Origin of the sequence: Komagataeibacter melomenusus, assembly GCF_013155395.1 — a bacterium.
Classification (GTDB): Bacteria; Pseudomonadota; Alphaproteobacteria; order Acetobacterales; family Acetobacteraceae; genus Komagataeibacter; species Komagataeibacter melomenusus.
In genome coordinates, this window is record NZ_JABJWC010000023.1 from 42,632 (window position 1) to 49,527 (window position 6,896).

A 6,896-nucleotide genomic window follows, 5' to 3' on the forward strand; every position below is an offset into this window, starting at 1 on the left:
CATGACCGATCCGATGGCCCTTGTGCCCCCAGACCTGCTTGAACGCGTGCTGCGTGGCTGGCGCGACCTCTCGCCCCGGCTCGTACCCCTTGGCCGTGACCGGCCGGAAGGGGAGCAGGGCATATTCGTCAACCCGCCCGCCACGCGCGGGTCCACCGTCCTGTTCTCCAGCGTCGGGGCCATGGAGCAGGCGGGCCATGGGCGTTATGGCGATGAACTGATCTACGGCGCCATGGGCACGCCGATTGGCCACCGGCTGGAGCAGGCCATTGCCACCATCGAGGGCGGCACGCATGCGCAACTCGTGCCCTCGGGGCTGGCCGCCTGCGCGCTGCCGTTCCTGGCCTATGCAAAAGCGGGCGAGCACTGCCTGCTTGCGGATTCCGTCTACGGCCCCACCCGCCGCTTTGCCGAGAAGGTGCTGCGCCGCTTTGGCGTGGAGATCACCTACTTCCCCCCCACCGCGACCGAGGCCGAACTGCGCGGCCTGATCCAGCCCAATACCCGTATCATCTTTGCCGAAAGCCCGGGCAGCCATTCCTTCGAGGTGCAGGACGTGCCGATGCTTGGCCGCCTTGCGGCCCAGATCGGCGCGCGCCTGATCGTGGACAATACATGGGGCATCGGCCTGTTCAGCCCGTTTCAGCATGGGGCGCATGCGTCGGTGCAGGCGCTGAGCAAGTACCCCTCCGGTCATTCCGATCTCATTCTCGGCGCGGTCACGGTGGCGAGCGAGGCTGACTGGCGCCCCCTGCGTGATGCCGCCATCCAGGCAGGGCAGGTGGCAGGCCCCGATGACTGCGCACTGACCCTGCGCGGCCTGCGCACCATGGGCGTGCGCCAGATGCAGCAGGCCGCAACCGCGCTGGCCGTGGCGCTGTGGCTTGAGGGCCGCCCCGAGGTGGCGCGCGTGCTGCATCCGGCCCTGCCATCATGCCCCGGCCATGAATACTGGAAGCGTGATTTTACCGGCGCGTCCTCGCTGTTTGGCGTGGTGTTCGATGCCGCGTTCACCACCGAGGACATGGTGGCGATGATCGACGGGCTTTCCCTGTTCGGCATCGGCGCCTCATGGGGAGGGTATGAAAGCCTGGTGCTGCCCACCACGGGCGGGATTTCGCGGCAGTGCCCGTCCGTGACGCAGGCCGGGCCAACGTGCCGCCTGCATATCGGGCTGGAAGCGGCCGAGGCACTGGTGGCCGACCTGGCCCGTGGGCTTGATGGCATGTCTGCTGCCCGCCACGGGCACGGTCCAGCCTGATGCAGATCAAGGCTGATCCGCCGCCACGGTGAAACAGTCATGCCCCGGATGTCGCCTCCGCCGCCCTGACGGGGCTGGCGGGCGGCAAGGTGCAATACCGGCCCGCTCAGGGCAGTGAAACTGAAGGTGCAAGATGGTTGGCAAGATGAAGGCGGCAGTCGTGCGGGAATTCGGCAAGCCGCTGACGATCGAGGAACTCGATATTCCGCAGATCAACGCAAACCAGATTCTGGTCAAGGTCGATGCCTGCGGCGTCTGCCATACCGATCTGCACGCAGCACGCGGCGACTGGCCCACCAAGCCCAGGCCCCCTTTCATCCCCGGCCATGAGGGGATTGGCCATGTGGTCGAGGTTGGCAGCAACGTCAACTGGGTCAAGACCGGCGACGTGGTGGGCGTGCCGTGGCTGTATTCCGCCTGCGGGCATTGCGAGCACTGCCTGGGCGGGTGGGAGACGCTGTGCGAAAAGCAGGAGGATACCGGCTATTCGGTCAATGGCTGCTTTGCCGAATATGTGGTGGCCGACCCCAATTACGTCGCCCACCTGCCCAAGGACATTGACCCGATCAAGACCGCCCCGGTGCTGTGCGCGGGCCTGACCGTGTACAAGGGCCTGAAGATGACCGATACGCGGGCCGGGGAGTGGGTGGCCATTTCTGGCGCGGGGGGGCTTGGGCAGATGGCCATCCAGTATGCCGTGGCCATGGGGCTGAACGTGGCCGCCGTTGACATCAGCGATGAAAAACTGGCCGAGGCCCGCAAGCTTGGCGCGCGCGTGACCGTCAATGCGCTCAGGGAAGACCCGGTCGCCACCATCCGCGCCCAGACGGGCGGCACGCACGGCGTGCTGGTCACGGCGGTGTCGGACAAGGCCTTCAGCCAGGCCGTGGGCTATGCGCGGCGCGGGGGCACGGTAGTGCTCAACGGCCTGCCGCCCGGTGATTTTCCACTTTCCATCTTTGACATGGTCATGAACGGCACCACGGTGCGCGGCTCGATCGTGGGCACGCGGCTCGACATGATCGAGGCGATGTCCTTCTTCACCGATGGCAAGGTGACCACCGTGGTCAGCCCCGACCGGCTGGAAAACATCAACACCATTTTCGATAATCTCGAACATGGCCGGGTAGCCGGGCGCGTGGTGCTTGACTTCCGTAACGGGGCGTAAGGCAACCCGGACCGTTTTGGGGCGTTTGGATCAATGACAGGGCAGGGTGCCCCCCTGCGGGCGCCTTGCCGCAACAGGAAACGGACGGACAGGTAAGGACATCATGAAAAAGACAGTGATTGCGGCAGTGCTGTGTGCAACCGGCCTGAACGTGGCGATGCTTGCGCCAGCACTGGCTGATTCGTGCGATGGCGTGACCGACCATGCCGAATGCGAAGTGCGGCTCAAGGCGCACGATACCAAGGAAGGCACGCGCCATACGGCGCACAAGGCCCACGAAAAGGCCGAGGAAGGCACCGATAGCGCCAAGGACTGGGGCGATCGCACCGGCAAGAAGCTGGACAAGTGGGGCCATGACACCAAGGGCGACATGAGCCAGTTCTTTACGGGTCACCGCTGAGGCGCGCGCGCTGAAACAGCGCATTGATGCAAAAAATCTTGATGCTGCCTTTTTTAAATAAAAGGCGGCATTTTTTATGCGTAGATCGTGATGTGCCTGGCCTGTGGCCCTTGATGCTCCATCAGGACCATTCCCCGCCTGCGCATTTTATAAAAACACAGTGACAGTATCCAAACTGACATCAAGGCTTTTATCAAAATCACAGGAAAAGAAATTCACGCCGATGGAGGGTGCGCAGAAGCCGACATCTGTCATTTCTGTTTTGATGCCCTTGTGATTCAATTCATCGTAGACATTTTTCATTTTGGCATTGAACAGGTTGGTATCGTCATAGAATAATCCGAATTCATCAAATGGCTCATATGGTATTCTGAATTCGACTGTGGCTATGGTATAGTCTTTTTTAAATTCAATTTTCAGATGTGCGCCGAATATATAGGCGACAATGCCTATTGTTTTTGATTTTATTAATCCGCGCATGCTATTTATTGCAAATGAGTCGGCTATATGGATCAGATCAATATTTCTAGGAATATCCACAAAGTCCTGCCGTGGCGAATTTGCAGGATATCGAGGTACCTGCATTATTTTTTCAAAAGGGAAAAGCTCCATAATAAAAATTTTCCATCTTACGTAAATTTCATGTAAAATATATCATTACATGCCAAAGCGATGTGTAAACACCTTGCCATTAAAACTATGCGTGCAGCACGCGCAGGTAGGTTTCAGGCTGTTCTCGTCCAGACCCGGATCAACAGCGGACAGAATGCCATCTTCATCCACAAACAGACCACTGAAATAAGAGTTCTCACTTGCCACGAAATAGGCGCGCCTGTCGGCCTCGCAGGTTGCGACCATCCAGGATAGCGGCTCGACGTCGTCCAGCCGTGCACAGGCTTCCTTGAAGACGCCATCCCATTTCTGCCCTATGCGGGATAATAAAAACCGGAACAGTGGCGTATAATCGCGTCCATGTCGCTGCCCACCATGCATGGACGCCTGCAGGGACGGGTTATCCAGGGCTTTCTTTGCATGGCGCTCCCAGCGGAATTTTTTACCAGAACCATGATGTACGCCATGCGTCCTGGTATTGACCTTTCTGTAGAGTGGTCCGGGCGTTCCACGCATCTGTATCTCCCAACGGGCGGCATATGAAAAAGGGGAAGCGTTGCGCACGCTTCCCCTTGCCGGCTTGATTGCGGCAGTCATCAGGAATGATGGTGATCAGCCGCCTCATGCTCGCGCCAGCCGCTTTCAATCGCGTGCAGGAAGGTCTTGAAGTGCTTCTTCACCTCATCGGGCGAGGCCTTTTCCATCACGTCCTTCTTCGCTGCCGTCAGGGTGGCGGCGGCATGGATGAGGGCAGCGTGGATAACGTCGGTCGGTTCTTTGCTCATGGAATTCTCTCCGTTACGTGATGCGTCACGATGGAATAGGACCTCCGCGCTGGCAACCATGCCCCCTGCATGACAGCCGTTCCCTTCCTGGCCCTTGATTTGGCGGGGGGCCATCACAGGGGCATTACGGGCCGGGAATGATCGTGTGAGAAGGTGATTTTATAATACAGAGGGTAAACAGGCATATCGATTTCAGGCGGTGTTATGATTCTGCCGCCAGTTTTTATGAAGATGCCTCTGGCGTGGAAAGGAGCCGCCCCGATCCGTGGCGGCAGCCGGGAAAAACAAGCAGGCCCGGTCCCTTGCCGTGGAACTTCAGGCCCGCCCTTCCGTTGCCCTGGTCAGACACAGACCAGATGGGATATCCGATGTTTTCAAGGCTTACCGCACTGACCCTTGCCACCACGGCAGTACTTGCCCTGCCGGTTGCCGCCCGGGCCGAGCCGGGGGGGTGCGTCAAGGGCGCTGTAGCCGGGGGCGTGGCCGGGCATTTTATTGGCAGTGGTCATGGCAAGGGGGGTGCTGCGGCGGGTTGTGCCGCAGGCATGGTGCGCCGGCATAATGCGCGCAAGGCCGAGCGGGAAGGGGCTGCGGCCCAGAACCAGCAGCCCGAGGGCGGCCAGCCCGGCGGCAATGGCGCGCCGCCGCCCCCGCCCACCAATGGCAGCAGCGAATAAGACCGGCGCCGCACGCCGTCAGGGTACCGCCCTGACGGAGGAGGCCCCCATGGCCCACGCGTAACACATGGTCAACTGGTTGCGCGGGTCGGGGTTGATGCCAACGAAGATGATGTCCTTGTGCACGTAAAGCAGCTTGTGCCGTGGCCCCATCGTGACCTGATGCAGCACGACCGGCTGGTCACGCGCCACCTGCGCGCGCGTGCTCACAGCCCAGTCGTGGCTGATGCGGGCCAGCAGCGTCAGGTCGGGTATGACAATGGCCAGATGCATGACCGCAAGCCCTGCGCAGGCCCCGGCCATGACCCGGTTGAAAACCACGCCCACCGGGCATGAAAACAGCAGGCAGGCCAGATAGCACACCAAAAACACGCTGGCGGGATACGACACGCGGGCCGCCAGCGCCTGGCGGGGAAAGATGAGCAGCAGCAGCATGTAGGCCAGCGCGAGGGCCGCAAACATCCAGTCCCGCCCGCAGCGCAGGCAGGCAGGAAAATGCAGTTGCCGCCTGCCCATAAACAGGCCCACGCCAATCAGCAGCACGAAGGGCACCCAGAACGGGTCGAACAGGCTGCCCAGATTGCCAATCAGCGCATCAAGCCGGTCGGGTGGCGAGCTGGGTGTCATCAGCCGTTCGCGCACGTAGTTGCCGGGTGCGATGCCCAGCGTGAACGTGCCCAGCGCGTGGCTTGCCGCCAGTGCCCAGGGCACCGGGCGGCTGTTTTTCCACGCCCATGCAGCCCACCCCAGCACGAACAGCGCCATCAGCAGCGAGATTGATTCCATGGCCGTGGCGATCAGGAACACCACCGCGTACTGCGCCACGGTCATGCGCGCCCGCCCCGCCAGCACGCGCGAGAGGATCCACATCTCGCCTGCAACCGCCCACAGGTAGCCAATGGCGCCGGTTTTCCATAAAGCCACCTCGGCTATGGTGCGGGGCAGCCACCACAGCATCAGAAAAACCAGCAGGCACTGCACAAACCCGGTGCGCGCCGAAGGGGCGGGCTCATGCCCCGCCTCGCGCCTGCACATATGCACCACCACATGCACTAAAAACACGAATACGCCCGCATTCACCACGGCAAAGGCGACCAGCGAGCCATAATGATGCAGGTCGAGGATGAAAAAGGTGACAAGGGTGATGAACCACCGCCCGGTCCAGAAAAAATAGTTGCCCCACACGATATGGAAGATCATGCGCGGGCTGAACGGGATGGTGCGGCAGTAATCATCGGCCCAGAGCGGCGTGACCCAGTTGGCCCACAACAGGAACGCGAAGCACAGGCCAAGGGCCAGTTTCTCGCCAGGCAGGAAGCGGCGCGGTAAAGGTGCAGATGCCAATCGCCACCCCGATCAGGAACCGCCCGAGCAGGATCTGCCCGATCAGCCCGGCCGTGGCGCAGAGCAGCGCGCCTGCGCCGATCAGCAACGTGGCGGTGCCCAGCGCCAGCCTGCGGCCAAAGCGGCGCGAGAACACCCCCGCCCCGAGCGAGCCGAGCAGCGCGCCGATCATCAGCACCGACACGATCCATTCCTGCGCGCGCGCACCGGCATGAAAATCGTGGCCGATAAAGCCCAGTGCCTCGGCAATCAGCCCGGTATCAAGGCCAACGAGCAGGCCCGCCATGGCCGTGGTCAGCGCCGCGCGCACCCCCGTGGCACCCGGCGGGGAGGCCTGCGGCGGGCATGGCGTGGCGATGGGCGAAGAGACGGGCTGTAACACGTGGCTTGATCCCCTGCGCTGCGGCGCCATCGGGATCGAGTGCGCCGCTCACCCTTCCTTCATAGGCGTGGCGCCAGTCCTTTATCCATGACACAACCCCGCCTGGAGGCGCATTATGGGTCATCATTTTCGCGTATGCGCCATGCCGTGTTACGCACGCAGGCCCCGACACCGCAAAAAGACCCCGCCCCATGACCGCAAGCCCTGCGCAGGCCCCGGCCATGACCCGGTTGAAAACCACGCCCACCGGGCATGAAAACAGCAGGC

The 6,896-nt window shown here is 61.8% G+C and carries 8 protein-coding genes and 1 pseudogene; 4 read left to right on the forward strand and 5 right to left on the reverse strand.

Going from position 1 to position 6,896, the window contains the following annotated elements:
- Position 1: 1 nt before the first annotated feature.
- From metC to HNW77_RS10170, 3 genes are all read left to right on the forward strand, one after another.
- On the forward strand, positions 2 to 1,261 hold the full coding sequence (metC, locus tag HNW77_RS10160; protein ID WP_172157329.1) for a cystathionine beta-lyase: 1,260 nt from the start codon (positions 2 to 4) through the stop codon (positions 1,259 to 1,261).
- Positions 1,262 to 1,394: 133 nt separating this feature from the next.
- Positions 1,395 to 2,429, forward strand: a complete 1,035-nt coding sequence (gene adhP, locus HNW77_RS10165; protein ID WP_172157331.1) for an alcohol dehydrogenase AdhP — start codon at positions 1,395 to 1,397, stop codon at positions 2,427 to 2,429.
- A gap of 103 nt (positions 2,430 to 2,532) precedes the next feature.
- Complete coding sequence (locus tag HNW77_RS10170; protein WP_172157333.1) at positions 2,533 to 2,829, forward strand: hypothetical protein; 297 nt, start codon at positions 2,533 to 2,535, stop codon at positions 2,827 to 2,829.
- 147 nt (positions 2,830 to 2,976) lie between these two features.
- Here HNW77_RS10170 and HNW77_RS10175 read toward each other — a convergent pair whose 3' ends face one another.
- From HNW77_RS10175 to HNW77_RS10185, 3 genes are read right to left on the reverse strand one after another with little or no spacing between them, the layout of a single operon-like run.
- Positions 2,977 to 3,441: a hypothetical protein gene (locus HNW77_RS10175; protein ID WP_172157335.1), complete on the reverse strand. Its 465-nt coding sequence runs from the start codon at positions 3,439 to 3,441 to the stop codon at positions 2,977 to 2,979.
- Positions 3,442 to 3,486: 45 nt separating this feature from the next.
- Positions 3,487 to 4,038: a hypothetical protein gene (locus tag HNW77_RS10180; RefSeq protein WP_196781836.1), complete on the reverse strand. Its 552-nt coding sequence runs from the start codon at positions 4,036 to 4,038 to the stop codon at positions 3,487 to 3,489.
- Positions 4,038 to 4,226, reverse strand: coding sequence for a hypothetical protein (locus HNW77_RS10185; RefSeq protein ID WP_078527645.1), 189 nt, complete (start codon positions 4,224 to 4,226; stop codon positions 4,038 to 4,040). Before HNW77_RS10185 ends, HNW77_RS10180 begins: the two co-directional genes overlap by 1 nt.
- A 368-nt stretch (positions 4,227 to 4,594) precedes the next feature.
- Between HNW77_RS10185 and HNW77_RS10190 the strand changes: the two genes are divergently transcribed.
- Entirely contained in the window at positions 4,595 to 4,903 is a 309-nt protein-coding gene (locus HNW77_RS10190) for a hypothetical protein (RefSeq protein ID WP_172157337.1), read from the forward strand.
- Positions 4,904 to 4,921: 18 nt separating this feature from the next.
- Here HNW77_RS10190 and HNW77_RS10195 read toward each other — a convergent pair whose 3' ends face one another.
- On the reverse strand, positions 4,922 to 6,247 hold the full coding sequence (locus HNW77_RS10195; RefSeq protein WP_172157339.1) for a DUF6056 family protein: 1,326 nt from the start codon (positions 6,245 to 6,247) through the stop codon (positions 4,922 to 4,924).
- A pseudogene (locus HNW77_RS18160) lies at positions 6,219 to 6,659 on the reverse strand (MFS transporter); the annotation flags it as partial. The pseudogene HNW77_RS18160 and the gene HNW77_RS10195, both read right to left, overlap by 29 nt.
- Positions 6,660 to 6,896 lie beyond the last annotated feature (237 nt).

Excerpts from the sequence above, each read along its gene's own strand:
- metC (WP_172157329.1), top strand. The coding sequence starts at position 2 with ATGACCGATCCGATGGCCCTTGTGCCCCCAGACCTGCTTGAACGCGTG.
- HNW77_RS10185 (WP_078527645.1), bottom strand. The coding sequence starts at position 4,226 with ATGAGCAAAGAACCGACCGACGTTATCCACGCTGCCCTCATCCATGCC.
- HNW77_RS10175 (WP_172157335.1), bottom strand. The coding sequence starts at position 3,441 with ATGGAGCTTTTCCCTTTTGAAAAAATAATGCAGGTACCTCGATATCCT.
- HNW77_RS10190 (WP_172157337.1), top strand. The coding sequence starts at position 4,595 with ATGTTTTCAAGGCTTACCGCACTGACCCTTGCCACCACGGCAGTACTT.
- HNW77_RS10180 (WP_196781836.1), bottom strand. The coding sequence starts at position 4,038 with ATGACTGCCGCAATCAAGCCGGCAAGGGGAAGCGTGCGCAACGCTTCC.
- HNW77_RS10170 (WP_172157333.1), top strand. The coding sequence starts at position 2,533 with ATGAAAAAGACAGTGATTGCGGCAGTGCTGTGTGCAACCGGCCTGAAC.
- adhP (WP_172157331.1), top strand. The coding sequence starts at position 1,395 with ATGGTTGGCAAGATGAAGGCGGCAGTCGTGCGGGAATTCGGCAAGCCG.